The sequence below is a fragment of the Streptomyces sp. NPDC046379 genome, assembly GCF_055587785.1.
Genome location: NZ_JBVJFP010000004.1, coordinates 377,492 through 403,324, shown reverse-complemented (window position 1 = coordinate 403,324; position 25,833 = coordinate 377,492). Strand labels below are relative to the sequence as shown.

The 25,833-nt window shown below is 74.2% G+C and carries 22 protein-coding genes; 10 read left to right on the top strand and 12 right to left on the bottom strand.

Translation table 11 applies throughout. From position 1 onward, the window contains the following. The first annotated feature begins 7 nt into the window (after positions 1 to 7). Positions 8 to 1,030 carry a lactonase family protein gene (locus ACZ6KF_RS10805; protein WP_469238125.1) on the top strand — a complete coding sequence of 341 codons (1,023 nt, stop codon included), beginning with the start codon at positions 8 to 10 and terminating at the stop codon, positions 1,028 to 1,030. Between the two features lie 75 nt (positions 1,031 to 1,105). Here the strand turns inward: ACZ6KF_RS10805 and ACZ6KF_RS10800 are convergent, their stop codons facing one another. The 5 genes from ACZ6KF_RS10800 to ACZ6KF_RS10780 all read right to left on the bottom strand — a co-directional run bounded on the left by ACZ6KF_RS10800 (position 1,106) and on the right by ACZ6KF_RS10780 (position 6,014). After that, on the bottom strand, positions 1,106 to 2,026 hold the full coding sequence (locus ACZ6KF_RS10800; RefSeq protein WP_356630345.1) for a sirohydrochlorin chelatase: 921 nt from the start codon (positions 2,024 to 2,026) through the stop codon (positions 1,106 to 1,108). A gap of 149 nt (positions 2,027 to 2,175) precedes the next feature. Further along, positions 2,176 to 3,192, bottom strand: a complete 1,017-nt coding sequence (locus tag ACZ6KF_RS10795; protein WP_356630343.1) for an N-acetylglucosamine kinase — start codon at positions 3,190 to 3,192, stop codon at positions 2,176 to 2,178. Then, complete coding sequence (locus tag ACZ6KF_RS10790) at positions 3,189 to 3,866, bottom strand: uracil-DNA glycosylase (RefSeq protein WP_356630341.1); 678 nt, start codon at positions 3,864 to 3,866, stop codon at positions 3,189 to 3,191. Before ACZ6KF_RS10790 ends, ACZ6KF_RS10795 begins: the two co-directional genes overlap by 4 nt. 61 nt (positions 3,867 to 3,927) lie before the next feature. Then, the gene (locus ACZ6KF_RS10785; protein WP_356630339.1) at positions 3,928 to 5,013 is read right to left on the bottom strand and encodes a WD40/YVTN/BNR-like repeat-containing protein; all 1,086 of its coding nucleotides are present in this window, start codon (positions 5,011 to 5,013) and stop codon (positions 3,928 to 3,930) included. Between the two features lie 185 nt (positions 5,014 to 5,198). Further along, positions 5,199 to 6,014 carry a pectate lyase gene (locus tag ACZ6KF_RS10780; protein ID WP_356630337.1) on the bottom strand — a complete coding sequence of 272 codons (816 nt, stop codon included), beginning with the start codon at positions 6,012 to 6,014 and terminating at the stop codon, positions 5,199 to 5,201. A 426-nt stretch (positions 6,015 to 6,440) separates the two neighbouring features. Between ACZ6KF_RS10780 and ACZ6KF_RS10775 the strand changes: the two genes are divergently transcribed. From ACZ6KF_RS10775 to ACZ6KF_RS10765, 3 genes are all read left to right on the top strand, one after another. Continuing rightward, positions 6,441 to 7,691 (top strand): extracellular catalytic domain type 1 short-chain-length polyhydroxyalkanoate depolymerase, encoded by a 1,251-nt coding sequence (locus tag ACZ6KF_RS10775; protein ID WP_356630431.1) that lies wholly within the window; start codon positions 6,441 to 6,443, stop codon positions 7,689 to 7,691. Positions 7,692 to 7,828: 137 nt separating this feature from the next. Further along, the gene (locus tag ACZ6KF_RS10770; RefSeq protein WP_469238123.1) at positions 7,829 to 8,554 is read left to right on the top strand and encodes a hypothetical protein; all 726 of its coding nucleotides are present in this window, start codon (positions 7,829 to 7,831) and stop codon (positions 8,552 to 8,554) included. A gap of 87 nt (positions 8,555 to 8,641) precedes the next feature. Further along, positions 8,642 to 12,931, top strand: coding sequence for an HAD-IC family P-type ATPase (locus tag ACZ6KF_RS10765; protein ID WP_469238121.1), 4,290 nt, complete (start codon positions 8,642 to 8,644; stop codon positions 12,929 to 12,931). Between the two features lie 166 nt (positions 12,932 to 13,097). Here ACZ6KF_RS10765 and ACZ6KF_RS10760 read toward each other — a convergent pair whose 3' ends face one another. Both ACZ6KF_RS10760 and ACZ6KF_RS10755 read right to left on the bottom strand, forming a co-directional pair. Then, entirely contained in the window at positions 13,098 to 14,441 is a 1,344-nt protein-coding gene (locus tag ACZ6KF_RS10760; RefSeq protein WP_469238119.1) for an FAD-dependent oxidoreductase, read from the bottom strand. A gap of 107 nt (positions 14,442 to 14,548) precedes the next feature. Beyond that, positions 14,549 to 15,202, bottom strand: a complete 654-nt coding sequence (locus ACZ6KF_RS10755) for a DUF305 domain-containing protein (protein ID WP_469238117.1) — start codon at positions 15,200 to 15,202, stop codon at positions 14,549 to 14,551. A gap of 194 nt (positions 15,203 to 15,396) precedes the next feature. On the opposite strand from ACZ6KF_RS10755, the gene ACZ6KF_RS10750 reads away from it, so the two are divergent. Then, positions 15,397 to 16,899, top strand: a complete 1,503-nt coding sequence (locus ACZ6KF_RS10750) for an LVIVD repeat-containing protein (protein ID WP_469238115.1) — start codon at positions 15,397 to 15,399, stop codon at positions 16,897 to 16,899. Here ACZ6KF_RS10750 and ACZ6KF_RS10745 read toward each other — a convergent pair. The 4 genes from ACZ6KF_RS10745 to ACZ6KF_RS10730 form a co-directional block, all read right to left on the bottom strand. Then, complete coding sequence (locus ACZ6KF_RS10745; RefSeq protein ID WP_356630327.1) at positions 16,887 to 17,552, bottom strand: TetR/AcrR family transcriptional regulator; 666 nt, start codon at positions 17,550 to 17,552, stop codon at positions 16,887 to 16,889. The genes ACZ6KF_RS10750 and ACZ6KF_RS10745 overlap by 13 nt on opposite strands. A 174-nt stretch (positions 17,553 to 17,726) precedes the next feature. Continuing rightward, a complete protein-coding gene (locus ACZ6KF_RS10740) occupies positions 17,727 to 18,398 on the bottom strand; it encodes a phosphatase PAP2 family protein (RefSeq protein ID WP_356630325.1) in 672 nt (223 codons plus the stop codon). A 76-nt stretch (positions 18,399 to 18,474) separates the two neighbouring features. Further along, positions 18,475 to 19,407, bottom strand: coding sequence for a M48 family metalloprotease (locus tag ACZ6KF_RS10735; RefSeq protein ID WP_356630323.1), 933 nt, complete (start codon positions 19,405 to 19,407; stop codon positions 18,475 to 18,477). Between the two features lie 96 nt (positions 19,408 to 19,503). Beyond that, entirely contained in the window at positions 19,504 to 20,061 is a 558-nt protein-coding gene (locus ACZ6KF_RS10730) for a DUF5134 domain-containing protein (protein ID WP_356630321.1), read from the bottom strand. A gap of 513 nt (positions 20,062 to 20,574) precedes the next feature. Here ACZ6KF_RS10730 and ACZ6KF_RS10725 point away from each other — a divergent pair. Beyond that, the gene (locus ACZ6KF_RS10725) at positions 20,575 to 21,153 is read left to right on the top strand and encodes a MarR family winged helix-turn-helix transcriptional regulator (protein ID WP_469177967.1); all 579 of its coding nucleotides are present in this window, start codon (positions 20,575 to 20,577) and stop codon (positions 21,151 to 21,153) included. A gap of 28 nt (positions 21,154 to 21,181) precedes the next feature. On the opposite strand, the gene ACZ6KF_RS10720 is transcribed toward ACZ6KF_RS10725, so the two are convergent. Continuing rightward, a complete protein-coding gene (locus tag ACZ6KF_RS10720) occupies positions 21,182 to 21,574 on the bottom strand; it encodes a VOC family protein (protein ID WP_469159431.1) in 393 nt (130 codons plus the stop codon). Between the two features lie 73 nt (positions 21,575 to 21,647). Between ACZ6KF_RS10720 and ACZ6KF_RS10715 the strand changes: the two genes are divergently transcribed. From ACZ6KF_RS10715 to ACZ6KF_RS10700, 4 genes are all read left to right on the top strand, one after another. Continuing rightward, positions 21,648 to 22,220: a GNAT family N-acetyltransferase gene (locus ACZ6KF_RS10715; RefSeq protein ID WP_356630315.1), complete on the top strand. Its 573-nt coding sequence runs from the start codon at positions 21,648 to 21,650 to the stop codon at positions 22,218 to 22,220. A gap of 305 nt (positions 22,221 to 22,525) precedes the next feature. Beyond that, complete coding sequence (locus ACZ6KF_RS10710; RefSeq protein WP_469238113.1) at positions 22,526 to 23,923, top strand: DUF6421 family protein; 1,398 nt, start codon at positions 22,526 to 22,528, stop codon at positions 23,921 to 23,923. A gap of 41 nt (positions 23,924 to 23,964) precedes the next feature. Next, positions 23,965 to 24,714, top strand: coding sequence for an SDR family oxidoreductase (locus ACZ6KF_RS10705; RefSeq protein ID WP_356630427.1), 750 nt, complete (start codon positions 23,965 to 23,967; stop codon positions 24,712 to 24,714). Next, entirely contained in the window at positions 24,711 to 25,781 is a 1,071-nt protein-coding gene (locus tag ACZ6KF_RS10700) for a threonine aldolase family protein (RefSeq protein WP_356630311.1), read from the top strand. The genes ACZ6KF_RS10705 and ACZ6KF_RS10700 overlap by 4 nt, the downstream gene beginning before the upstream one ends. The last annotated feature ends 52 nt before the right edge of the window (positions 25,782 to 25,833 follow it).

Here is a 25,833-nt window from a genome sequence, read left to right as displayed (position 1 = left end):
GACAGCGGTGGCAGACGGCGGGCGGGCGTTCATCGGGTCGTTCACGGCGGCGGGCGGCCCCGGAGTGGTCACGGTGGCCGTGGACGCGACGAGCGGCGCACTGACGGTCCTCGGCAGCACGGGCGGCGTTCCCGATCCCTCCTACCTGGCCCTGTCGCCGGGCGGGGACATGCTCTACGCGGTCAGCGAGACCGCCGACGGCGCGGTCGCCGCGTACCGCGTGTCCGGGGACGCGCCCGAACCGGCCGGACCGCCGGTCCCCGTGCGGGGCAGCGGGCCGACGCATCTGTGCGTGTTCGACGGTCACGTCCTCACCGCCAACTACGGCTCCGGCAGCGTCAGCGCCCTGCCGCTGCGCCCCGACGGCACCCTGGCGGGCGGCGATGCCGCGGTGCTCCGGCACACCGGCGCGGGACCGTACACGCCCCGCCAGCAGGGGCCGCACGCCCACCAGGTGCAGCCCGACCCGAGCGGACGGTGGGTCGTCAGCGTGGACCTCGGCACCGACTCGGTGCGCGCGTGCGCCCTGGCGGACGGCGGACTCGTCCTGCACCGCGAGACCGCCCTGCGCCCCGGTTCCGGTCCCCGCCACCTCGCCTTCCACCCGGCCGGCCGGCACGCCTACGTGGTCAACGAGCTGACCCCCACGGTCACGGTCTGCCGCTGGGACGGCTCGGAGGGCTCCCTCAAGCCGCTCGCCGAGACGCCGGTGCTGCACGGCGCCCCGGCCGGCGACGCCTACCCCTCGGGCATCGTCGCCTCGCCCGACGGCCGTTTCGTGTGGACCGCCACACGCGGCGAGGACGTGCTGTCCGTGTTCGCCGTCGCGGGCGACGAGCTGCGGCTCACGGCGACGGTGCCGTGCGGCGGACGCTGGCCCCGCGCGCTCGCCCTGCGAGGCGGGTTCCTGTACGCCGCGAACGAGCACTCGGGCGACGTGACGTGGTTCGCCGTGGACCCGGACACGGGGCTGCCCCGGCGTGCCGGGGCGGTGGCGGTGCCGGCGGCTTCGTGCGTGGTGTTCGGCTGAGCCCCCGAGGCGGCTCACCTGCGCAGAAGGGCCCGCTCCGGCGTCTCGGAGCGGGCCCTCGTCGTGCGGGTGGGTTCAGCGGGCCGGCACGCCCTGGGGCTGCGGGGCGATACCCAGGGCCGTCGTGTACTTGGCCAGGGTCAGCTTGCCGATGGCCGGGTACGCGCCGAGGGACTCGGAGGCGGAGCAGCCCGCCTCGCGGGAGGCGTCCTCGAGCACCGACGCGTCGACCTCGGGGCCGATCAGGTACGGGGCCAGCGCCAGCTGCTGCGAGCCGGACGAGCGCAGCTGCTCGGCGACGGAGGCGATCGAGCCGTCCTGGTCCAGGGCCGCCGCCATCACCGGCACGGCGAGCCGCGCGGCCAGCAGCATGCCCGTGATCCCGGCCGCCTGCACGGCCTCCTCGCCGCCCACGGCGGCCAGGATGATGCCGTCCGCAGCGGTCGCCACGGTGAACAGCCGGGCCCGGTCGGCGCGGGCCAGACCCGCCTCCGACAGCCGCACGTGCAGGGCCTCGGCCAGCAGCGGATGCGGGCCGAGCACGTCGGTCAGCTCGGCGGCGACCCGGCTGTCCATGACGGCCAGGCGGATCTGGCGCAGCAGCGCGCTGTCCGGGCCGGCCAGCAGGGGCACCACGACGGCGACCGGGCCCTCGGGCTCCTTGGTCTCCACGCCGGCGGCCAGTGCCTGCTCGTAGCGGGCGGTGCGCTGGTCGGCCGCGCCGGACAGCACCGACTGGAGCGTGGGGAACTCCGCGTCGTCGCCGTCCACGAACCCGATGCGGGCGTCGAGGCCGGGCAGCTCGGAGCGGGCGATGCTCACGACCTCCTCGGCGAGGCTGCGCGTGGCGGCGCTGGGCGTGCCCGGGACCGCGAGGACGAGCGCGGGCGCGCCCTCGGGAGCCGCCAGGGGCTCGGGTCGGCGGTGCCGCCCGGGCTGGCGGGGGCGCGGCATTCGTACTGGCAGGCCGGACGCGGGCCCAGTGGGGGAGCTCATGGCGCCGCATGTTACTGGTTTCCTGGGCTCCCCTGTTCGGGGAGGGTGCAGGTGAGCGGTATCCGTCCGGTTTTGTCTGATGAGTTACGTACCGATCGGAAGTGATCGGCGCCTTTGCCCGGGATGACCGCCCGCGGCCGGTATCGGCCTCACCCTCCGGGCGCGGTCACCACTTGGAGCAGAGCCTCCTGTTCGGGTAACTCCCTTCTTCCGGCGGCCAGTCCGGTGGCGATGCGGACCGCCCCGTGCAACGGGTCGCCGTCGGCCGGGACCCGGCGGGCGTGCGGCAGCCGCCTCGACAGTTCCTCCTCCAGGGGAACGAGAAGAGGCGGGCCCGTTCTCAGCAGTCCGCCCGTGAGCGCGACCGGCGGCTCGCCCGTCGTGGGGCACACCGCGGCGGCCGAGTCGGCCATGTGCCGGGCCGCCGCCCGCAGGATCTCCGCGGCGACGGGATCACCGGCCGCGGCGCAGTCGGCGACCAGGGGCGCGAACGACGCGAGCACCGCGGCGCGGTCCTCGCGCGGGTACAGCTGCCCCGGCAGACCGGGCGGCGCCCCGAACCGCTCCCGCGCGCACGCCAGCAGCCGGCCGGAGCCGCCGTCCCGGCCGTCGTGGGCCCGCAGCGCCGCCTCCAGACCGGCCCGGCCGATCCACGCCCCGCCGCCGCAGTCGCCCAGCAGATGCCCCCAGCCGTCCGCGCGCCGCCAGCCCGTCAGGTCGGTGCCGATCGCGATCAGCCCGGTGCCCGCGGCGACCACCGCACCGGGCCGGACGCCCAGCGCGCCGACGTACGCCGTGACGGCGTCGGCGGCCAGGGCGACGCACCGCACGCCCCACTCCCGCCGCAGCGCGCCGGGAAGTTCCGCACGCAGAGCGGCGCCCAGCGTCCCGAACCCGGCGGCGCCGACCACCGCCGTGCCCGGAGCCGCGACTCCGGTGTCGGCCATCAGCGCCCGGGCCATCGGCGCCAGCTGATCCATCAGATGCCCGGCGTCGATGCCCCGCGCCCCCGTGCGCACCGGTTCGCGCGACTCCCGCACGCCGAGCACCCCGCGCTCCACGGCGCCGACGGCGACCCGCAGTCCGGAGCCGCCCGAGTCCACGGCGACGAAACCGCCGGCCGTCCCGTCACCCGGGGTGCCGCCGCCCGCCGCCGGGCCGCTCACGGCAGACGCCAGTCCACCGGCTGTCCGCCCTGCCGCATGAGCAGGTCGTTGGCCCGGCTGAACGGGCGGGAGCCGAAGAAGCCGCGGTCGGCCGACATGGGCGAGGGGTGCGCGGACTCCACCGAAGGCAGGTCACCCAGCAGCGGGCGCAGGTTGCGGGCGTCCCGACCCCAGAGGATGGACACCAGCGGCTTGCCGCGCGCGGCGAGGGCGCGGATGGCCTGCTCGGTGACCTCCTCCCACCCCTTGCCGCGGTGGGCCGCGGGTTTGCGCGGGGCCGTGGTGAGCGCCCTGTTGAGCAGCAGCACGCCCTGTTGCGTCCACGGCGTCAGATCGCCGTTGGAGGGCTGGGGGACGCCCAGGTCGGTGGTCAGTTCCCGGAATATGTTGATCAGGCTGCCGGGCAGCGGGCGCACGTCGGGCGCGACCGAGAACGACAGGCCCACCGCGTGTCCGGGCGTGGGGTACGGGTCCTGACCGACGATCAGAACGCGTACCTCGTCGAACGGTTGCTGGAAGGCCCGCAGGACGTTCGGCCCGGCCGGGAGGTAGGTGCGTCCGGCGGCGATCTCCGCGCGCAGGAAGTCACCCATCTCGGCGATCCGCCCGGCCACGGGTTCCAGGGCCTTCGCCCAGCCCGGTTCGACGATTTCATGCAAGGGTCGTGGTGCCACGGGCGTCACCCTACTGCCGGGCGGCGGGCGGCGATCAACCGGTGGCCGGGGCGGTTCCGCCTCATCCCACGACCGCGGCGCGCACGCACAGCACGTCCGGCAGGTGCGACGCCAACTGCCGCCAGCTGTCGCCGTCGTCGGCCGAGGCGAACACCTCGCCGTTGCGGTTGCCGAAGTACACGCCGGCCGGGTCCGCGTCGTCCGTGCACAGCGCGTCGCGCAGCACCGTGCCGTAGTGGTCCTCGCTCGGCAGCCCCGCCGTGAGCGGTTCCCAGGACCGGCCCGCGTCCGCCGTGCGGTAGACGCGGCAGCGCCGGTCGGCCGGGACGCGGTCGGAGTCCGCGGTGATGGGGAAGACGTAGGCCGTGTCCCCTCGGCGCGGGTGGGTGGCCGCGGCGAAGCCGAAGGTGGACGGCAGGCCCTCGCCGATGTCGGTCCAGTGCGCGCCCGCGTCGTCGCTGCGGTAGACGCCCCAGTGGTTCTGCAGGTACAGACGGTCCGGTGTCGAGGCGTCCCGTGCGACCTTGTGCACGCACTGGCCGAACTCCGGGTTGGGGTCCGGCAGGAACACCGCGGAGACGCCGGAGTTGGAGGGCGTCCAGCTCTGCCCGCCGTCCGTGGTGCGGAACACGCCGGCCGTGGAGACGGCGACCGTCACGGACCGTGGATCGCGCGCGTCGGTGAGCACCGTGTGCAGGCCCTCGCCGCCGCCGCCCGGCACCCACCGCGAGCGTGTCGGGTGCTCCCACAGCGGCCGGACCAGCTCGAAGCTCTCGCCGCGGTCCTCCGAGCGGTACAGCGCGGCGGGTTCGGTGCCCGCGTAGACCACGTCGGGCTCGGCGGCGGCCGGGTGCAGCTGCCACACCCTCTCCAGGGAGGCGCCCGTGTCCTGGGGGAACTTCACGGCGGGCCGGGCCGGTTCCGTCCAGGTGCGGCCGAGGTCGTCGGAGTGGAACACCGACGGCCCCCAGTGCGCGCTGTCGCCCCCGGCCAGCAGCCGCGGGGCGGAGCCGCGGGTGTCGATGGCGACCGAGTACACGGCCTGTGCGTTGAAGTAGGGGCTTTCGTCGAACTCCCAGGCGCCACCGCGCCGGCGTCCGATGAACAGGCCTTTGCGCGTGCCCACGGCGAGCAGTACCTCGGTCATGCCGATCACCTCCGCGACATCTTCGTCTCAGACACCGGCCAGTCTGCACCCCACCACTGACAGTCACCTCCGCACGGAGTGTCGTCGCAGGTCAGGGGAGGCCGGCCGGTATCGCCGGAGATGACGGACGGCCGTACGAAACGCTGTGGGGTCCGTTTCGTACGGCCGTTTCCCGCCGGGTCGGTCTACCGGTAGGTGATGTCCGAGGCGGAGTACTTGCAGTAGGTGCCGTCGGGGCCGGAGCCGTTGGTCGTGGGCTCGTCGCCGTCGTCGTTGCCGATGTACTTCTGGCAGGGGACGATCTTCCTGCCGGTGTCCCCGACGATGGTGATGTTGCGCAGGGTCGCGCTGTCGCCGTAGTTGGTGTTGATGCCGACGATGCGGCTGCCCTTGTAGGTGACCTCGACGGTGTTCAGGTTGATCGTCCGCTTGTACTGCGTGGAGCAGTTGCCGCAGGAGCGGATGAACGTGCCGAAGTTCTTCACCGCGAAGTTGGAGACGTTCAGCGTGCCGGCGCCGTTGAACTGGAACACCTTGTCGCTGGCTTCCTTCGCGCCGCCGCCGGTGATGGTGTAGACGCTGGACGAGGAGGTGCCCTTGAAGGTCGCCGCGTCCTCGCCGACGTCCTCCCACCAGACGTTCTGCAGCGTGCAGCTGCCCTGGCAGTGGATGCCGTCCGCGGCCGGGGCGCCGATGATGACGTTCTTCAGGACGGTCCCGGCGGCCAGCTTCAGGATCGGGCCCTGGTCCTCGTCCTGCCCGTCGCTGCCCAGGGCGCCGGAGCCGTACAGGCGCTTCATCCCGTAGTCGTGGGTGCCGGACAGGGAGATGGTGGAGGAGACGGCCTGGCTGCCGTTGGCGGTCGGCCAGGTGGCGGCGTTCGCCGCGGGCACCTGGCCTGTGGTGATCATGCCAACCGTGACGCCGAGCGCGGCGAGCCCGCCGGCCAGCGCGCGCCGCCGCGCGGCGCGGCCCCGGCGGGGGCCTGTCAGTGCGGTCATGTCCCGAGTTCCTTCCGGGTGGGTCCAGGGCCTGTGGGGTCGATGGGGTCGTTGCGGCTCGGCCCTGGTACGTGAACAAGGTTCGTGTTTCTGAACGCTGCAGGCGTGATGCGGCGCGATTTCCTCCCTCGATGGGTCTCAATCGGTCACATCTCTGAACGGAAGGTAGAGGGCAAGCGCTTTCTGGTCAACGGTTCCGACAGAATCCGTGCCTCCGTGGGAGCGCTTCCATGCGCGGCTGTGGACATGTCACCATGCGGTTGCTCCTCCCTCTCAGCGATGCACCGTCGGTGCTCCTTCCCCGCGCCGACGGCCCACGAGCCGCGATCACGAAGGGACGACCACGTGCCCGTCACCGTCTCCGGCACCACCGCGCGCGGAAAGCCGCGCACCCCGCTCCTCACGCTCCTCGGCGCGCTCCTGCCGATGCTCGCCGCCCTGCTCCTGGCCGCACCGCAGGCCGCCGCCCGCCAGCAGGCCGCCGACGCGGTGCCCACCGCGACGCTCACCGAGGTCACCGGCTTCGGCAGCAACCCGAGCAACCTGCAGATGTACCTCTACGTCCCCGCCAACGTCGCCCCGGACCCGGCGGTGCTCGTGGCCGTCCACTACTGCACCGGGTCCGGCCCTGCGATGTACTCCGGGACCGAGTACGCCTCGCTCGCCGACCGCCACGGCTTCATCGTCGTGTACCCGTCGGTCACCCGCTCCAGCAAGTGCTTCGACGTCGCCTCGCCCCAGGCGCTGCGCCGCGGTGGCGGCAGCGACCCGGTCGGCATCAAGTCCATGGTCGACTGGGTGAAGACGAACTACGACGCCGACCCGAGCCGGGTCTTCGTCACCGGCATCTCCTCCGGCGCGATGATGACCAACGTCCTGCTCGGCGTCTACCCGGACGTGTTCGCCGCCGGCGCCGCCTTCGCGGGCGTGCCCTTCGGCTGCTTCGCCACCACCGACGGCTCCGAGTGGAACAGCGCCTGCGCCAACGGCACCGTGACCCGCACCCCGGCCGCCTGGGGCGACCTGGTCCGCGCCGCGTACCCGGGCTACACCGGCCCCAGGCCCCGGATGCAGCTGTGGCACGGCACCCAGGACGACATCCTGCGCTACCCGAACTTCGGGGAGGAGATCAAACAGTGGACCAACGTCCACGGCCTCGGCCAGACCCCGGCCGCCAGCGACTCGCCCGCCTCCGGCTGGACCCGCACCCGCTACGGCGGCACCGGTGACCGCGCGCCCGTCGAGGCGATCAGCCTCCAGGGCGTCGGCCACAACCTCTACACCCAGGGCATGGGCGCCCGCGTGCTCGCCTTCTTCGGCCTGGACAGCGGCGGCGGCCCCGGTCCGCAGCCCCAGCCCGGCGCCTGCAAGGTGACCGTGACCACCAACGCCTGGAACACCGGCCTGACGGCCTCCGTCACGATCACCAACACCGGCACCGCACCCGTCAGCGGCTGGAAACTGGGCTTCGCCCTGCCCAGCGGCCAGACCGTCACCGGTGGCTGGGGCGCCTCGTACGCCCCCGCGTCCGGGAACGTGACGGCGACGAACGCCTCGTACAACGGGACGATCGCGCCCGGCGCGAGCGTCGGACTCGGCTACCAGGCCACCCACACCGGCGACAGCAAGGCGCCGTCCGGCTTCACGCTCAACGGCACGGCCTGCGCGACCGGCTGAGCCGGGGCCCGCGCGCGGGTGGCCGGCTCAGTCCTCCGCGGCCACCCGCGTTTCCCGCGTTCACGCGGGTGAGCCCACGTATCCCGGGGAACACGGCGGGTGAAAGAGAGCGGACCCGTCAGGGAGGCGTGGAAGTCATGACCGCACAGAAACCGCCGCCCCATCTCCCGCAGCCGCTGCGCGCCACCGTCTCGGCCCTGGGGAAGGCGCCCGGCGCCGGAATCGTCCGCAGGGCACCCGGTGTCGGCACCGTGACCAGGGCCGCCGAGGGCGCGCTGGGCTCCGTCGCCGGCATGTCGCCGCGCGGCCGGCGCGTCGCCGTCTACACCGGCGCCGGAGTGCTCGGCGTCGCGGGCGTCGTGGAGTGGCCCGTGGCGCTCACCGCGGCGGGCGTGGCCTGGCTGACCCGGTCGCGGGGCGAGGCCTCCGGGGAGACACGGAAGACCGGACAGGAACGGACCGCAGGCGCCAGGACGGCGTCGTCGGCCGGACGACCGACGGCTTCGGCGGACGACACGAAGACGGCCTCGACCGGCAGCGCCAAGAAGGCCACGGCCGGCAGCGCGAAGACGGCCACGGCCGGGCGGAGCGCCAAGTCGGCGTCCGCCGGATCGGGCCGCAGGACGTCACCCGCCGGACGGAGCGCCAAGGCGGCCGCGAGCGGACCGGGCGGGACCCGGAAACCCGGCAAGTCGAAGTCCGCCGCCGGGACAGCCGGAACCGCCGCCAAGACCGCCAAGACCGCCAAGACCGCCAAGTCCACCGCCAAGTCGGCCGCCGCATCCACGGCCACCAAGCGCGGGACGACCTCCAGGAGCGGCACGTCGACGGGCAGCCGGCGCAAGGCGGGCACGAGCGCCTAGAGCGGGCCGGGCGACGGGCGGACCGGGTGCGTCACGCCCGGCCCTCGCCCGGCCCTCCGGACTTCGATCACGAGCTGAGGGCATGAGATGGGGCTTGGGTTGCTGACGGGTTCGACCGCGGCCGTCTCCGGCGTCGTACTCGCCGGTCCGCGGCTGCTGACACGGGGCGCCGCGCCCACCGTGGGTGCGGCGGCCGGCGCCCTGGCGGGCACCGCACGCGCGGGCGTGCGCGGCGCGGACGCCGTGGCACGGGCCGCACGGGTCGCCCGCGGCGCGCTGCCGGGCGCCGGACGCGACTGGCGCTCGCCCGGACGGGCGCACCTCGCGCTGCGGCTCGCCGCGCCGGACCGGGCACGGATCGCCGGCGAAACGGCGCGGGCGGCGCGCCGGGTGGCCGCGGCGCTGGCCGAACGGCCGGACGTCGCCTACGCCTACTGGGACGGCGGGCTGTCCCGGCTGGTGATCGCCGCCAGCGAGGCCGTACTGTCCGACCGGCTGCTGGACAAGGCGTCCGACCTCGCCGCGCGCCACGGCCTGGTGCCCGCGGACGACGACGTGGAGGAGGCGTGCGCGCACCCCGGCGACCGGGGCGAGGTGCGCACCACGACCGCCGCGCTGGTGGCCGACGCGGCGGGCGTCGCCGCCGCCGTGACCGGCTCCGCCCTGCGCTGGCCCGCCTCCCCGCGCTTCGTCACCGCCGCCGCGACCCTGCTGCGCGAGAACCCGCGTTTCCGGCGCTGGATGCGGTCCCGGTTCGGGGCCGCCCGCACGGACCTGGTCCTCGCGGTGGCCAACGCCGCCGTCCACGGCGCCGGACAGACCCCGACCTCGCTGGTGCTCGACGCCGCCCTGCGCTCGCTCCAGCTCACCGAGACCCTCGCGCGCGGCGGCGCCTTCGAGACCCTGCACGACCAGGTGTGCCGCCCCGACCGGGAGACCGTGGCCGCGCACCGGTTCCCGCGCCCTCCGCTGCGCACCACCCCCGCCCACGACTACGCCGTGCACGCGGAGACCGGCAGCATCGCGGGCGCCGCCGCCACCCTGCTGGTCAAGCACAGCGGGGCCGAGGCCGCCGAGGCCGTGCTCGCCGGCTCCCCGAAGGCCGCCCGCTACGGGCCCGCCGCCTTCCACGCGGTGCTGGGCTGCGCGCTGGCCCGCGGCGGGGTGCTGGTGCGCGACATGGAGCGGCTGCGCCTGCTGGAGACGGCCGAGACGGTGTTCCTGCATCCGAGCGCTCTGCACACGCCCGAGGGCGACGCCGACCCCTGGGCGGAGTCCGTGCTGGACGCGGCCCGCCGGGCCGGGCTGCGGGTGGTCGTGGTGGACGACCCCGCGCTCGGCGAGTTCACCGCCCTCGCCGACCACATCGTCTCCCCGGACCGGCCCGCGGGCGAGGTCGTGGCCGGACTGCGCGAGGGCGGGGGAGTGCTCACGGTGGCCCGGCCGGCGTCGGCCGACGACCACGACGTGCTGGCCGGGCTGCTCGCCGGTGACGTGGCGGTCTCGCTCGCCGACGGCGAGGCGGCCGTCGCCTGGGGCGCGGACCTGGTCGCCACGGGCGGGCTGGCCGATGTGTGGCGGGTTCTCGCCGCGGTGCCGGCGGCCCGCGCGGTCGGCCGGCGCTCCCAGGTCCTGGCCCGCTCCGGCGCCGCGCTGTCCGGCCTGATGGTGGCCGTCGGCGAGTCCGGGCGCAGCCCCATCCCGATGGTCGGACTGCGGCACGCCCCCGTCGACGTCGGCGCCGCCCTCGCCCTGCTGGACGGGGTGCGCGCCGCGGTCGGCGTGGCCCGCGCCCGCGCCCCGCATCCGCGGGCCCGGGTGGCCTGGCACGCCCTGAAGGCCGGCGAGGTCCGCGAACGGATCAGCCGCGCGAGGGCGTCCGAACCGACGCCGGTCGAGGAGGTCAAGGGCAGGCTGGCCAGGACGGCCGGCGCGCTCGGCCGGACGCCCGCGATGGCGCCGGCCCGCTGGTCGCTGCAGCTCGGCCGTGCCGTGCGGGGCGAACTGGACGACCCGCTCACCCCGGTCCTGGCGGTCGGCTCGGCCGCCTCCGCGATCCTCGGGTCGGTCGTGGACGCCCTGCTGGTCGTCGGCGCCCTGGACCTCAACGCGCTGGTCGGGGGCGTCCAGCGGCTGCGGGCCGAGCGGGCGCTGTCCGGGCTGCTCGCCGAGCAGAAGCAGAAGGCGCGGGTGACGGGCGAGGGCGACGGCGACGCCGACGGGCCGCGCACCGTGGACGCCGCCCGGCTCAGGCCCGGCGACGTGATCGAGCTGAAGGCCGACGACGTCGTGCCCGCCGACGCCCGCCTGCTGTGGGTGGACGGCCTCGAGGTGGACGAGTCGGCGCTCACCGGGGAGTCCCTGCCGGTGGACAAGCAGCTCGACCCGACGCCGCGCGCGCCGGTGCCGGACCGCCGCTGCATGGTGTTCGAGGGCACGACCGTGGTGGCGGGACAGGCCAGGGCGGTGGTCGTGGAGACGGGCGAGCGCACCGAGGCGGCCCGTGCCGTCCACCTGGCCGCCCGCACGCCGCCGTCTGCGGGCGTGCAGGCGCGGCTGCAGGAACTGACCCGCAAGGCCCTGCCGTTGACGATGGCGGGCGGCGCCGCGGTGACCAGTATCTCCCTGCTGCGCGGCACCCCGATCCGGGAAGCCGTCAGCGGCGGCGTGGCCGTCGCGGTGGCCGCCGTGCCCGAAGGGCTGCCGCTGGTCGCCACCGTGGCGCAGCTCGCCGCCGCGCGCCGGCTGAGCGCGCGGGGCGTGCTGGTCCGTACCCCGCGCACGCTGGAGGCGCTGGGCCGGATGGACACCGTCTGCTTCGACAAGACGGGCACGCTCACCGAGAACAAGCTGCGTCTGGTGCGGGTGACCGACGCCGAGGGCACGGTCCGCACGCCGGACGAGGCGAAGGACACCGAGACGCTGAGGGTCGCGGTACGGGCCTGCCCGCAGCCGGAGGAGGGGCCGCACCGGCTGGTGCACGCCACCGACGAGGCCGTGCTGGCCGCTGCCGGGCGCGACCCGGAGTGGGTGCAGACCGTGGGCCGGGAGTTCGAGGCGGGCCGCGGGTACGCGGGCGCCGTGGGCCACAACGGCGAGGGCCGGGTGTTCGTGGTCAAGGGCGCGCCGGAGACGGTCCTGCCGGCCTGCCGCGACCTGCCCGACCACGCCTCCCGCCAGGCCCAGGAGCTGGCCGGCGACGGACTGCGGGTCCTCGCGGTCGCCCAACGCCGCCTGGCCGACGGGGAGAAGGACGAGGAGGCCGGCGAGGAGCCCTTGGAGGGGCTGGAGTTCATGGGGCTGCTGGCGCTGGCCGACGTGGCGCGCGAGTCGTCCACGGCACTGGTGCACGGGCTGCGCGAGGCGGGCGTGCGGCCCGTCATGCTGACCGGCGACCATCCGCAGACCGCGCGGGCGATCGCCCTCGACCTGGGCTGGCCCGAGGACACGCCCGTGGTCACCGGCGACGAACTCGCCGCCGCGGACCGCTCCGAGCGCGCCCGGATGCTCCACGACGCGGGCGTGGTCGCCCGGGTGGCGCCCGAGCAGAAGCTCCAGGTCGTGGAGGCGCTGATGGACTCCGGCCGGGTCGTCGGGATGGTCGGCGACGGGGCGAACGACGCGGCGGCCATCCGCGCCGCCGACATCGGCGTCGGCATCAACGCCCGCGGTTCGGCGGCGGCCCGCAACGCCGCCGACCTGGTGCTCACCGACGACGACATGACGGTGCTGGTCGAGGCGGTCCGTGAGGGCCGTGCCCTGTGGCACAGCGTCGCCGACGCCGTCGCCATCCTCATCGGCGGCAACGCGGGCGAGGTCGGCTTCGGCATCCTGGGCACCGTGCTGGGCGGCGCGGCCCCGCTGTCCACCCGTCAGATGCTGCTGGTCAACCTCTTCACGGACCTGTTCCCGGCGATGGCGGTGGCGGTCACGCCGACGAAGGACGCCGGGGGCGAGGGCGAGGGTCCGGGCGACGCACCCCTCGGGACGTCGCTGCTGGGCGCCCCGTTGCTGCGGCAGATCCGGCACCGGGCGCTCACCACCTGTCTGGGCGCGGTGGCGGCCTGGCTGATCGGCCGCTTCACCCCGGGCACGGCGGGCCGCACCACCACGATGGCCCTGTGCGCCGTGGTCGGCACCCAGCTCGCCCAGACCCTCGCCGACCGCCGGGACAGCCCTCTGGTCCAGGTGACCGCCCTGGGCTCCGCCCTCGCCCTGGTCGCGCTGGTCGAGACGCCCGGGGTGAGCCGGCTGTTCGGCTGCACGCCCCTCGGTCCCGTCGCCTGGGCGGGCGTCCTCGCGGCCATCGCGCTGGCGCTGGCGGGCCAGCGGACGCTGCCGCGACTGGAGCGGACGCTCACCCGGCTCGGCAGCTGACCCGCCGCCCCGCAGCCGTACCTGCGACCGGGCATGCCGGCGCCGGCCCGGCAGGGAGCGGACGGCCCCTGGGGCCGACTCCACGCGGCCTGTCGGTCCGGGCCGCTGGGCCGCACGCCGAACCGCCCTGCCGATGTGCGTCTCGTGCAACGGTTCCCGGCATGGCCTACGCGCCGGTCCTCGCCGCCGCCAGCAGCGACTCCCAGTCGGGGAGTTTGACCACGCCGCCCCGCCCGAGCCGCGCCCCCAGTTCGGCCTCGGCCCGCTCGATGGCCCGCCACCCGGCCCACTCCACCGGCTCGGCGCCCGTGGCCCGGAGCGCCGCGAGGGGGTCGGCCGGGACCTCCTTGCGCGCGAGCACGTCCGCGTCCTCCAGCAGCGACGCCACGGTCTCCTTGGCGCACGGCCGGTTGGTGCCGATGACGCCGGTCGGGCCCCGCTTGATCCAGCCCGCCACGTACTCGCCCGGCGCGACGACCCCGCCTCGCACCACCCGGCCGGCCAGATGCGGGACCGTGCCGGTGGCCGCGTCGAACGGCAGCCCTTCCAGCGGCACCCCGCGATAGCCCACCGACCGCAGCACGAGCTGGGCCCCGATCTCCTCGAACCGGCCCGTCCCGGTCACCCCGCCCCGGCCGTCCGGCCGCGTCCGCTCGAACCGCACCCCGCCCACCCGCCCTCCGTCGGCGAGCACCTCCACCGGGCGCAGGAAGAACCGCGGCCGGATCCGCCGCGCGGCCCCCCGCACCGGGCGCTCGGCCCAGTCGCGCAGCACCTCCACGTTGCGGCGCTGCGCCGCGGGCAGACCGGACGGGTCGGCCCACGCCGGATCCAGCGCCGTCTCCCGCGGGTCGACGATCACCTCGGCGTCCGGCAGTCCGCCCAGCTCGCGCAGCTCCTTGGTGGTGAACCGGGCCTGCGAGGGCCCGCGCCGGCCCACCATGTGGATGTCGGTCACCCGGCTCGCCGCCAGCGCGGTGAGGGCCGCCTGCGGCATGTCGGTGGGGCTCAGCTCGGCCGCGCCGCGGGCCAGGATCCGGGTGACGTCCACGGCGACGTTGCCGACGCCGATCACCACGGCCGACCCGGCGCCGGGCACGAACCCGTCCGCGGCGGCGTCCGGATGGGCGCTGTACCAGGAGACGAACGCGGTTGCCGAGAAGCTGCCCGGCAGGTCCTCGCCGGGGATGCCCAGATGCCGGTCGGTGGCCGCGCCCACGCAGTACACGACCGCGTGGTACAGCTCCCGCAGCCGCGCGGCCGGCACTCCGCCGCCGCCCACCTGGACGCCGCCGAGGAACCGCACCCGCTCGTGCTCCAGCACCGTGCGCAGACTGCCCTGCAGCGACTTGATCTTCTCGTGGTCCGGCGCCACGCCGTAGCGCACCAGCCCGTACGGGCACGGCAGCCGGTCCAGGACGTCGACGAGCACGGCGGCGTCCTGCTGGACGAGGCCCTGGGCGGTGTAGACCCCGCTCGGGCCGGAACCCACGACGGCGACACGCAGCACGGCGGAACTCCTTACCCGGGCGGACCGCAGGAGATCGCTCCGACTCCAGCATCGCACCGCCGCGCCCCGCTGTCAGGGGACCGGGCACGGGCCGCGCGGACGCGCCCTCACAGCATCCGGCGCATCCGGGTGATCTCGCTCGTCTGCTGGGCGATCACGTCGTCGGCCATTTCCTCCACGCGGACGTTGTTGCCCTGCGCCTTCACGTCCGTGGCCATCGCGATCGCCCCCTCGTGGTGCGTGATCATCAGGCGCAGGAAGAGCCGGTCGAAGGCCTTCCCCTCGGCCGCGCGGAGCTGCTTCAGCTGCGCCTCGGTGGCCATGCCGGGCATGGTGGCGTGGTCGTGGCGCCCGCCCTGTTCCCCCTTGCCGTGCTCCTTCAACAAGCCGCGCATGGCGCCGACTTCGGGCTGCTGCGCGGCCTCGATCCGCTCGGCGAGCTTCTTCAGCCGTGCCGAGTCGGCACGCTGCGGGGCGAGTTCGGTCATCTCCAGGGCCTGGGAGTGGTGCGCGATCATCATGCGCGCGTAGTCCACGTCGGCCGAGTTGGGGCTGTCGTCGTCGGCGCGGTGCCGTGCGGCCTCGTCGGCGGACAGGGTGCGGTTGCCCTCGCCGGGCCTGCCGGGCGCCAGCACCGAGGGGCCGCCCGTGCCGTCCGCCCGGTCCGGAGCGCCGTCCGAACCGGACTCGCAGGCCCCGAGTCCCAGCGTGGCCAGCGCGGTCAGGGCGACCGTGGCGAGCGACGCGCGGCGGAAGAGCACGACAGCCTCCTGTGGCAGGCGGGACGCGGAAGGCACCTCGTGAGTGCCGGTGACGGTCCTAGGACTCTTCCGCGCACGCCCCACCGAAAACCTTCATGACAAGTTCGTTGCGCCCTGTTGATCTGCGCATGCCCAAGACCATACTGCGGGGGTCCGTGAACCGTTCCCTGGCGAACGGCACAAGGGAGGAAACAGTGACCCTGTTCAACGATCCCCGAACGCGGCGCAGAGGTCTGGGAGTCACCGCGGCCGCGGCCGGACTCCTGGCCGCCCTGCTGACGGCCCATCCGGCACTCGCCACCCCCGACCCGGGGGACGCGCCGGCGACCGGGCGAGAGGTGTCCCGCGGCACCGAGGCCGAGGTGCGCGAGGCCATCGAGGCCGGGGAGATACCCGGCAAGGACGAGATCGTCCACTCCGCCAACATCGAACACCTCACCAACGTCCCCAAGGACCTGCTGCCCGGCGCCAACACGGACCTCGCCTTCCAGGGCAGGTACGCCTTCGCCGGCAACTACGACGGCTTCCGCATCTTCGACATCAGCGACCCCGCGGAGCCCGAGACGGTCGCCCAGGTGCTCTGCCCCGGGTCGCAGAACGACATCTCCGTCTCCGGCGACCTGCTGTTCCTGTCCACCGACTCCTCGCGCAGCGACGACAGTTGCAACAGCACCACGCAGCCGGTGACCGAGAAGTCCTCCTGGGAGGGCGTGAAGGTCTTCGACATCAGCGACAAGCGCAACCCCGAGTACGTCGCCGCCGTCGAGACCGCCTGCGGCTCGCACACCCACACGCTGGTGCCCGAGCGCCGCAACGTCTACGTCTACGTCTCCTCGTACTCCCCGGACGCCGCCTATCCCGACTGCCGGCCGCCGCACGACGGCATCTCCGTGATCAAGGTGCCGCGGCACGCCCCCGAGAAGGCGGCGGTCGTCGGCTTCCCGGTCCTCTTCCCCGGCGAGGGCCCCGACGGCGGCGGCAACCCCGGCGGCCCGGTCAACCCGGGCGTGTCCAAGACCACCGGCTGCCACGACATCACCGTGCTGCCCTCCAAGGACCTCGCCGCGGGCGCCTGCATGGGCGACGGCATCCTGTTCTCCATCGAGGACCCGGAGCGCCCGAAGGTCATCGACCAGGTCCAGGACAACGTGAACTTCGCGTTCTGGCACTCGGCGACCTTCAACCAGAAGGCGAACAAGGTCGTCTTCACCGACGAACTCGGCGGCGGCGGGGCGGCCACCTGCAACGCCGAGGTCGGCCCGAACCGCGGCGCCGACGGCATCTACGACATCGTCGGCCGGGGCGACCACCGCAAGCTGGTCTTCCGCAGCTACTTCAAGATCCCGCGCCACCAGGCCGACACCGAGAACTGCGTCGCCCACAACGGCTCGCTGATCCCGGTCAAGGGCAAGGACCTCATGGTCCAGGCCTGGTACCAGGGAGGCGTCTCCGTCTGGGACTTCACCGACTCCGACCGCCCGAAGGAGATCGCCTACTTCGAGCGCGGCCCGCTGAGCACCGACACGCTCACGGGCGGCGGTTCCTGGTCGGCGTACTACTACAACGGCCACATCTACTCGAACGACATCGTCAAGGGCTTCGACGTGCTCAGGCTCCACGACCGGCGCACCGCACCGGCCGAGCGGGTGCGGCTGCGCGAGCTCAACGTCCAGACGCAGCCGGACTACTTCGACTGACCCTCACCCGTCGCGAAGAACCGTGACAGCGGTTCCTCGCGCTCCCCGCCGGGCGCCTCGGCGTCCGGCGGGGAGCCCTGCTCCCAGTCCAGCCGGTAGCGGCGGAACAGCTCCGCGCGCAGCGGCGCGATCGGCATTCCCACGTTCGGCAGCACCATCGCGTAGACCGCGCCCATCAGCAGCGCCCGCAGCATCGGATAGTCGGTGGCGAGGTCCGTCGAGCCGTGCCGTGCGCAGGTGTCCCGCAGCAGTTCCGCGAGCCGCTGCTGCTCCGGGCACTGCACGAACCCGACGTCCTGGAGCAGCCCCGCCATGTGCTGACGCATCAGCACGGTACGGTCGCGGGCCAGGCCCAGGACGGCGTCGATGGCCCGCGCCATCCGTTCCCGCCCGTCCTCGGTGCGCGGCTCCCGCTCCAGTGCCTCCTCCAGCGTGCGGTGCATCAGCCGGTGCACGGCCGACTGCACCAGCTGGCGCTTGCCGGGGAAGTAGTACGACACCAGACCGCGTGCCGACCCGGCCCGGTCGGCGATGTCGCCGAGCGTCGTGGACTCGTATCCCCGCTCGTTGACCAGCTCGATCGCCGCTTGCAGGAGCCGCTCCCGGGAACGCCTCCGCAACTCTTCATTGACCGAGGCGCTACGGGGGGTCATGCTGTAACTCCTGCGTTGACTGGCTGCCAGCCAACTATACTCAGGGCATCCGGCGCGACCCCTTGCGGGTCGGGTCCGGGTTTGCTGTCCGTCTCGGGCGACGCGGGGGATCGTCCGAGGCGGGCAGCGCTGTTCTTCGGCGACGATGTCGCAGGCCGGCGCGGGCGCCGGCGGTCACGGCCGCCACCGCTGGTGGGCCGCGACGGCCAGGGCGACCAGCGTGGCGCCCAGCAGCCAGCCGCCGATGACGTCGGTGGCCCAGTGCACCCCGAGCCAGATCCGGGTCAGGCCCACCCCCGCCACGGACACCGCCGCCACCGCGGCCGCCGTGTGCCGCACCGCCCGCCCGGCGCCGTGCCGGTGCAGCAGCCACAGGAGCACGCCCAGCACCACCGTGGCGGTCATGGCGTGTCCGGAGGGGAACGCCGCGTAGTGCGCGGAGTCGACGGGGTCGGGCCAGTGCGGGCGCTCCCGCCCCACGGCGGCCTTCAGGGACTGCTGGACCACCGTGGCCAACGCGCAGGTGGCGACGAGCCAGACGGCCGTCCAGCGGGCTCCGCGCCGCCACCACAGCCACACCGCCGTCACGCCGGCCAGCACACGCATCGTCTGCGGGTCCCACACCCAGTCGGTGAGGATCCGGAACGCGTGCGTCAGCCCCGGCTCGTCCACCGCCCAGCGGTGGGTGGTGCGCGCGACGTCGCCGTCCCAGTCGACCAGCAGCCGCCACTCGGCGGCGACCAGGGCGAGCAGCAGCAGCGAGCACAAGGCGAGGGGGACCGCGAGGCGGACGGCCGGGCGCTGCGGGGCCGGCCGGGGCGGGGAGTCGACGGCGGGGGTCTGCATGGTTCGATCCTCGCCGACGAGCCGGGTCCGAGGCCAACCCCGCGCGGGGAAAGGGCCACCCGGCCCGGGGTAAGGGCTACCCGAGGGCGCGCAGCGCCGGCACGAACGTCACCAGCACCGGCACCACGGGCACCAGCGCGGCCGTCGCGGTCAGCCGCAGCCTGCGGGCCACGGTGAGCCGGTTCGGCGGTGTGAGCAGGCGGTGCACCCGCTGCGGGACGTGCGCCTGCGAAGCGGGGGAGGGGCCGAACACCCCGCGGTCCTCGTTCAGTTCCACCAGCGCCAGCGCGGTGGTGAGCCGGCCGAAACGGCGCGAGGCCATGTCGTCGGCGGCGAGTTCGACGAGCCGGTGCATCTCGTCCCGGAACGCGGCGAACACCGGCACCTGCGGGAACCCGCCGGCCAGCGCCTGCGAACAGTGCAGCAGCCAGTCGTGCCGCGCCCGCGCATGCCCCTGCTCGTGCGCGAGTACGGCGTCCAGCTGCCGTCCCTTGAGCCGGCGCAGCGCGGCCGTCGTGACGACCAACCGGGGCTCGGAGCCGGACAGCCACCAGGCGTCGGGCCGCTCACTCTCCAGCACCACCAGTCGACCGCCCGGCTGCTCACCGGGCAACTCCGGGGCACGCCGCAGCAGTTCCGCCCGGCGCCGCCGACGCCGCGCACGGGCCCGTACGACCTCCCGCACCAGCATGGCCGCACTCCACACCGCGCCGCCCGCGAGCGCCACCGCGATCGTCGCCGCCCAGGGTCCGGTCGGGCCGAAGGCGTAAGCGTCCACGACCGCGCTCGGCGCCGGCGCGAACAGCCGGCCGCGCACCGCGTGCCAGGCGGCCGACGCGCTCAGCGCCATCGACAGCGCGCAGCACAGCAGCACCGCGGCCACGACGCACTGCCACATCCACAGGGCGATCACCGGTTCGCGGTCCGGCCAGTCGGCCCGGGCGAGCAGCCGCGGGGCGAGCACGGCGGTCAGCACGCCGAGCAGCAACAGTGCCGCGGGGACCATCATGGCCACAGCCTATGAGCGCCGGGCCGCTCCGAGGCCGGGCTCGGCGACCAAGTGACGCACGCCACGGTTTCGTCGTCCGTTTTGTCACACGGTTTCTCACACGGTGAGCAGCATCGCCACCATCCCGATCCCCATCGACAGCCGGCACGCCCGCACCAACTCCGGCCGGTCCGCCCAGCCCGCCCGCCGCGAGACGCCCGCGACGGCGGGGACCGGTATCAGCCGGGCGCCGCAGAGCAGGACGTACCCGGTGAAGTAGAGGAAGAGGGCGCCGGTCAGCAGCGGGACGCCCGAGCCGCCGTGGCCTTGGTGCCCGGCCCCGGAGGCCGGGGCGGACATCATCACCAGGGACATGTGGACCATGGCCAGGGCGCCCACCAGATGGTGCAGATGGTGCCGGCTCGTCCTGGCCGCCCACAGGGCGTGCAGCCCGGCCGCGCCGAACACCGCCGCGTAGACGCCCCATGCCCACGGCGGCGGGGTGAAGGCCGCCGCCGGCACGGCCATCGCGGCCATTCCGAACCCCATCAGGGCCTCGCCCCCGGCCGTCCGCCGCTGCTCCTCCACGCCGCTGCGCAGCCGCAGCAGACAGTAGGCGCCGGTGGCCGTGCACAGCGCCACCAGCAGCCAGCCGGACGCAGCCGGTCCGTGCACGTGCCGCTCCTCCCCGCTCGGCGGCCGCGCGACAGGACCGCGTCGGCCGACGCTCAGTGGCTGCCCGGGCCCGGCGGCGCCCACGCGAGCGCGCAGGGGTGCACAGGGTGTATCCGGTGCACGGCGCACTGCGAGTGCGCCGGGGCGGGCGGCGGCGAGGCGGCGGGGCGCGTCGGGTCGGGATGACGGCGGGGCCGCAGAGCGCGCCGGGGCGGCGGTGGCGGGAATGCCGCACAGCACGTCATCCACTTCCTCGCCGTACCGCATCCGCTTCCCGGCCGCACCGCCTCCCGCCCCGGCCGGTCCCGCGGCCCGCTCGCCAGGCGCTCGCCGCCGCGCCGACCGGCCAGGCAGCCGCGGCGGACGCGGCGTCCGGCGAGCGGGGCAGGACCGCTGCCCCGGAAGCGGGTCGTGCCGGCCGAAGCCCGCGGACGCCGTACGCTCACCGCGACGGCACGACGCAGGGCCGCTCCTGGACCGGGAGACGGGCACGACGACGGAGGACGCACGGCCATGACGGCGACGAACCCGGGCCCCGGGCCCGGGGAGAACGGGGAGGACGGGCCGGACGCGGCTCGCGCGGGGACCGGCGGCGACACCGTCGCCGCCGTCGTGCGGCAGTGGCGGGCCGTGCGGCCCGACCTCGACACCGGGCCGATCGAGATCATCGGCCGCGTCAACCGCTGTGCCGCCCTCCTCCAGCAGGCCGAGGACGCTCCGCTGCGCCGCGCCGGGCTCAGCAGGCCCGAGTTCGACCTGCTCGGCGCGCTGCGCCGCACCGGCTGCGAGCTGACCCCCGGCGAACTGGCCCGCGAGACCTACTCCTCCGGCGCCGCCGTCACCAAGCGCGTCAAGCACCTCACCGAACGCGGCCTGGTGGAGCGGCGCGGCGACGACCGCGACCGCAGGGTGGCCCATCTGCGCCTCACGGACGCCGGACGCGACCTGGTCGACGGCGTCCTGCCCGACCAGCTCGCCTACGAGAGCGCCGTCCTGTCCGGTCTCGGCCCGGCGGCACAGGGGGAACTGGCGGTGCTGCTCGGCGCGTTGCTCGGGCGGCTGGAGAACCGCCCGGGTGCCCCGCGCACCTGAGCCGGAGCGGTCCCGAGCCCCGCCGGTCTCAGATGCCCGGCCGGTACCGCATCGGATGGTCCGCCGGCACCTCCACCAGCACGATCGGCGTCCCGTCCGGATCCGCGATCCACATCTCGATCAGTCCCCACGGCTCCCGCACCGGCGGCCGGGCGATCTCCACGCCCGCGGCCAGCAGCTCCTCCTGGGCCGCGGCGACGTCCTCCACCTGGAGCCACAGCCGCACGGACGGGTCGGGCGGCGTCTCGGAGCGGCCGGACAGCTCGAGGAAGCCGCCGCCGAGGAAGTAGACGGTCCCGCGCTGCGGCCCCGTGCCGAACTCCCGATGGACGCAGAGGCCGAGCTGCCCGCCGTAGAAGGCGCGCGAGCGCTCGGGGTCGGTGGGGCGGAGCAGGGTACGGCTGCTGAGTACGTGCACCATGCATCCGCAGGGTAGCGGCAGCGTTAGGCTCGTCGCTGCCGAGCCGCGCGCACGAGAACCGGAGAGCCGACAGATGTCCACAGCCGAGACCGCCGGAACCACCGCGACCGCAGGCCCCGCCGCCGACCTGACCTTCCGGGACGCCACCGCCGCCGACGTCGGCACGCTGGTCGCGCTGATCGAGTCGGCGTACCGGGGTGAGGCGAGCAGGGCCGGGTGGACCACCGAGGCGGACATCCTGGAAGGGCAGCGCACCGACCCCGAGGGCGTGCTCGCGGTCATCGAGGCGCCGGACAGCCGGCTGCTGACGGTGGAGCGGGACGGCGCCGTCGTCGCCTGCTGCCAGCTGGAACACCGCGGCGACCACGCCTACTTCGGCATGTTCGCGGTCAGCCCCCGGCTGCAGGGCGCCGGCCTCGGCAAGCGGATCATCGCGGAGGCGGAGCGGCAGGCCCGGCTGGCCTGGGGCGCCACGCAGATGCACATGACCGTGATCTCGGTGCGCGAGGACCTCATCGCCTGGTACGAGCGGCGCGGCTACCGCCGTACGGGCCGCACCAGCCCGTTCCCGTACGGCGACGAGCGCTTCGGCGTTCCGCTCCGCGCCGGGCTGGAGTTCGAACTGCTGGTCAAGGACCTGGTCTGAGCCTCACGCGGTGAAGCGGCCGGTGCGCTCGATCCCCGGCTGGTCGGCGGTCACGCCGTCCAGCTCCAGGGAGCGCGCCGGCCGCACTGCGTGTTCACCCCCCGGCCGACAGCCCGGATCGTCATGGCCGACTGCCTCGGCAGCGACGGAGTCGGGAAGCGCCCGCGTTCACGCCGGTGACCGACAGGAAAAAATGCGGTGAAGGCGGGGTTGGGGCAGGATAATTTCCCGATGGTCCCCTTGCTGGGAGAAACCCCGCACGTATACGGTCTGCGTACGAGAGGTTCTCGCGTGGAGGATGGGACATGACGGAAATTCTTGTGCAGGCGGGTGCGGGGGAGCGGATTCCTCCGGCGGACAGGGTGGTGGACCACCCGGCGTGGCCCGTGCTCAAGGATGCCGTGGAGCAGATCCGGCCATGGCAGTCCAAGGACGGGTCCATCGACTTCGACGCCGAGGGCGCCCCCGGCCGCGCGGAGGCCGAGCGTGCCGTGCGCCGCGTCGCCGACGCCGTGACGGAGCTGTCCCCGCTGCTCCCGCACGACGCCGCCTACCACGCCGCCCTCGTGGCCGACCTGCGCCGCTGGGCGGACGACGGCTTCGGCGTACCCGACTTCCTGGACTCGCTGCTGGCCTTCCAGCCCGCCGCCAACCGGCGGGACGGTCTGCAGCACCTGGTCGTCTTCCCGATGTACACGCAGAACGGCAACCCGGACCGCAACCTCGAAGCGGTCGTGCTGCGCATGGTCTGGCCCGACTGGCTGGCCGAACTCGAGCGCACCCGCTACGACAACCCGCTGTTCTGCGGCATCAAGTTCGAGGACTTCACGGCCGGCTACGACACCAACTCCGCCGTCCTGTTCCCCGAGACCATCGCCGTGCGCGAGGCCCCCGAGCGCTTCACCTGGGGCGGCATCTTCTGCGACCGCGAGGCCGCCCGCTTCCGCCGGGTCACCGAAGCCGCCGTCGGCATCCTCGGCCTGGAGCTCCCCGAGGACATCGCCGCGATGGTCCACGACCAGAAGCGGTGCGAGGAGGCATTCGTGCTGTGGGACATGGTCCACGACCGCACCCACAGCCACGGCGACCTGCCCTTCGACCCGTTCATGATCAAGCAGCGCCAGCCGTTCTGGATGTACGGCCTGGAGGAGCTGCGCTGCGACCTCACCGCCTTCAAGGAGGCCGTGAAGCTGGAGGCCGACGGCGTCCCGCAGGCCCGTGACGTGCAGTACGCGGTGCTGTTCGACCGGATGTTCCGCTTCCCGGTCACCGGCGAGCGGGTCCGCAACTACGACGGTCTCGGCGGCCAGCTGCTCTTCGCCTACCTGCACCGGCACGACGTCGTCCGCTGGACCGACAACAAGCTGTTCATCGACTGGCAGCGCGCCCCGCACGTCACCAACCAGCTGTGCGCCGAGATCGAGAAGCTGTACCGCGACGGAATCGACCGCCCCAAGCTGGTCCACTGGTTCGCCGGCTACGAACTGGTCTCCACCTACCTCGCCCCGCACCCCGGCTCCAAGTGGGCCAAGGGCCCCGACGCCCTGGACCTGACCCAGCCGCCGCGCAAGCTGGTGGACGACGTGCTTCCGGACGAGTTTCCGCTGAGCATGTTCTACGAGGCCCTGTCCAAGAAGCTGAAGAACGTGATCGCTTCCACCAAGGGCATCACGGCGGACGGCGCCGAGCGGATGGCCGCGTGAGCGACCGCCGTACCGAGGACACTGCTCAGGAGGAGACGGACATGGGTAACGGCGGGGCTCTCAGCGGTGCGGTGATCGCGGTGGCCGGCGCGGGGGGACCGGCAGGACGGGCGACGCTGCTGCGGCTGGCCGAGGCGGGCGCCACGGTCGTCGGCGCGGACAACGACCCGGAGCGGCTCGCCGAGGCCGTCGACGCCGCGCGGTACGCCGCCGGCGGCTCGACCGTCACCGGCGAGACCGTGGACCTGCTCGACCTGGACACCACCCGCGACTGGGCGACGCGCACCGAGAAGGAGTTCGGGCGCGTCGACGGGCTGGTCCACCTGGTCGGCGGCTGGCGCGGCAGCGAGACCTTCACCAAGACCAGCCTCGACGACTGGGACTTCCTGGAGCTGCTGCTGATCCGCACCGTGCAGCACACCTCCCTCGCCTTCCACGAGGCGCTGCAGCGCAGTGACCGGGGCCGCTACGTCCTGATCAGCGCCGCCGGCGCGACGAGGCCGACGGCGGGCAACGCCGCGTACGCCGCCGGCAAGGCCGCCGCGGAGGCGTGGACGCTCGCCCTCGCGGACTACTTCCGCAAGGCGGGGGGCGAGCAGGGGCCGACCTCGGCGGCTGCCATCCTGGTGGTGAAGGCGCTGGTGCACGACGCGATGCGCGCCGAGCGACCCAACGCGAAGTTCGCGGGCTTCACCGACGTCAAGGACCTGGCCGAGGCCATCGCCGGAGTCTGGGACAAGCCCGCCGCCGAAGTGAACGGAAACCGTCTGTGGCTGACCGAGAAGCCGTGAACCCTCCGAAGACCGACGCGCGCCGCCACCACGACCCGGACAGCCGGGGGTTCGCCAGCGACAACTACGCCGGGGCCCACCCGGAGGTGCTCGCCGCGCTCGCCCTCGCCAACGGCGGGCATCAGGTGGCGTACGGCGAGGACGCGTACACGGAGAACCTCCAGCGGATCGTGCGCAGCCACTTCGGCGCCACCGCCGAGGCGTTCCCGGTCTTCAACGGCACCGGCGCCAACGTCGTCGCGCTCCAGGCGGTCACCGACCGCTGGGGCGCGGTGATCTGCGCCGAGAGCGCGCACATCAACGTCGACGAGGGCGGCGCCCCCGAGCGCATGGGCGGGCTGAAACTGCTCACCGTGCCCACCCCGGACGGCAAGCTCACCCCCGAGCTGATCGACCGGCAGGCGTACGGCTGGGAGGACGAGCACCGGGCCATGCCGCAGGCCGTCTCCATCACCCAGGCCACCGAGCTGGGCACCCTCTACACGCCCGACGAGATACGCGCGATCTGCGACCACGCCCACGCCCACGGCATGAAGGTCCACCTGGACGGCTCGCGGATTGCCAACGCCGCCGCGTCCCTGGACGTCCCCATGCGGGCGTTCACCAACGCGGCCGGCGTCGACATCCTCTCCCTCGGCGGCACCAAGAACGGCGCCCTGTTCGGCGAGGCGGTCGTCGTCATCAACCAGGACGCCGTCCGCCGGATGAAGCACCTGCGCAAGATGTCCATGCAGCTCGCCTCCAAGATGCGCTTCGTCTCGGTGCAGCTGGAGGCCCTGCTGGCGAAGGACCTGTGGCTGCGCAACGCCCGGCACGCCAACGAGATGGCCCAGCGCCTGGCCGAGGGCGTGCGCGCCGTGCACGGCGTGGAGATCCTCCACCCGGTGCAGGCCAACGCCGTCTTCGCCCGGCTCCCGCACGATGTGAGCGAGCGCCTGCAGAAGCGGTTCCGCTTCTACTTCTGGGACGAGGCCGCGGGTGACGTCCGCTGGATGTGCGCCTTCGACACGACCGAGGACGACGTCGACGCGTTCGTGGCCGCCCTGAAGGAAGAGATGGCCCGCTAGCCGCGCCCGACGTCCCAAGGACTGCATAGGTATGCGGTTGATCGAAAGTGCA

Bases quoted from the DNA above. Each gene is read 5' to 3' on its own strand.
- ACZ6KF_RS10715 (WP_356630315.1), top strand. From the start codon at position 21,648: ATGTCCACAGCCGAGACCGCCGGAACCACCGCGACCGCAGGCCCCGCC.
- ACZ6KF_RS10720 (WP_469159431.1), bottom strand. From the start codon at position 21,574: ATGGTGCACGTACTCAGCAGCCGTACCCTGCTCCGCCCCACCGACCCC.
- ACZ6KF_RS10725 (WP_469177967.1), top strand. From the start codon at position 20,575: ATGACGGCGACGAACCCGGGCCCCGGGCCCGGGGAGAACGGGGAGGAC.
- ACZ6KF_RS10780 (WP_356630337.1), bottom strand. From the start codon at position 6,014: ATGACCGCACTGACAGGCCCCCGCCGGGGCCGCGCCGCGCGGCGGCGC.
- ACZ6KF_RS10705 (WP_356630427.1), top strand. From the start codon at position 23,965: ATGGGTAACGGCGGGGCTCTCAGCGGTGCGGTGATCGCGGTGGCCGGC.
- ACZ6KF_RS10770 (WP_469238123.1), top strand. From the start codon at position 7,829: ATGACCGCACAGAAACCGCCGCCCCATCTCCCGCAGCCGCTGCGCGCC.
- ACZ6KF_RS10765 (WP_469238121.1), top strand. From the start codon at position 8,642: ATGGGGCTTGGGTTGCTGACGGGTTCGACCGCGGCCGTCTCCGGCGTC.
- ACZ6KF_RS10710 (WP_469238113.1), top strand. From the start codon at position 22,526: ATGACGGAAATTCTTGTGCAGGCGGGTGCGGGGGAGCGGATTCCTCCG.
- ACZ6KF_RS10735 (WP_356630323.1), bottom strand. From the start codon at position 19,407: ATGATGGTCCCCGCGGCACTGTTGCTGCTCGGCGTGCTGACCGCCGTG.
- ACZ6KF_RS10775 (WP_356630431.1), top strand. From the start codon at position 6,441: ATGCTCGCCGCCCTGCTCCTGGCCGCACCGCAGGCCGCCGCCCGCCAG.
- ACZ6KF_RS10800 (WP_356630345.1), bottom strand. From the start codon at position 2,026: ATGAGCTCCCCCACTGGGCCCGCGTCCGGCCTGCCAGTACGAATGCCG.
- ACZ6KF_RS10745 (WP_356630327.1), bottom strand. From the start codon at position 17,552: ATGACCCCCCGTAGCGCCTCGGTCAATGAAGAGTTGCGGAGGCGTTCC.
- ACZ6KF_RS10785 (WP_356630339.1), bottom strand. From the start codon at position 5,013: ATGACCGAGGTACTGCTCGCCGTGGGCACGCGCAAAGGCCTGTTCATC.
- ACZ6KF_RS10740 (WP_356630325.1), bottom strand. From the start codon at position 18,398: ATGCAGACCCCCGCCGTCGACTCCCCGCCCCGGCCGGCCCCGCAGCGC.